Origin of the sequence: Streptomyces rhizosphaerihabitans, from assembly GCF_025399795.1 — a bacterium.
Lineage (GTDB): Bacteria > Actinomycetota > Actinomycetes > Streptomycetales > Streptomycetaceae > Streptomyces > Streptomyces rhizosphaerihabitans.
Genome location: NZ_JAODTZ010000234.1, coordinates 1 through 238 on the forward strand (window position 1 = coordinate 1; position 238 = coordinate 238).

A 238-nucleotide genomic window follows, 5' to 3' on the forward strand; every position below is an offset into this window, starting at 1 on the left:
TGCTGGACAAGGTCGCCGCGGGGACCTCCACGGTGACGCAGGCGCTGGTGGACCAGGGGTTCAAGAAGACCGTGGTCGACCACGGCGCCGGCCTGGGCATCGCGGTGGAGGTCGTCGAGCGCAACCCGGCCGACCACGGCTTCGTCCCGCAGCCGATCCGCTGGAGAGTCGAGCAGACCAACGGGATCTTGATGCTGCACCGCAGGCTGGTCCGCGACTACGAACACCGCCCGGCCAG

General features: G+C 69.7%; 1 pseudogene. It reads left to right on the forward strand.

From position 1 onward, the window contains the following. Positions 1-238 (forward strand): annotated as a pseudogene (locus N4G66_RS45555) (IS5/IS1182 family transposase); the annotation flags it as partial.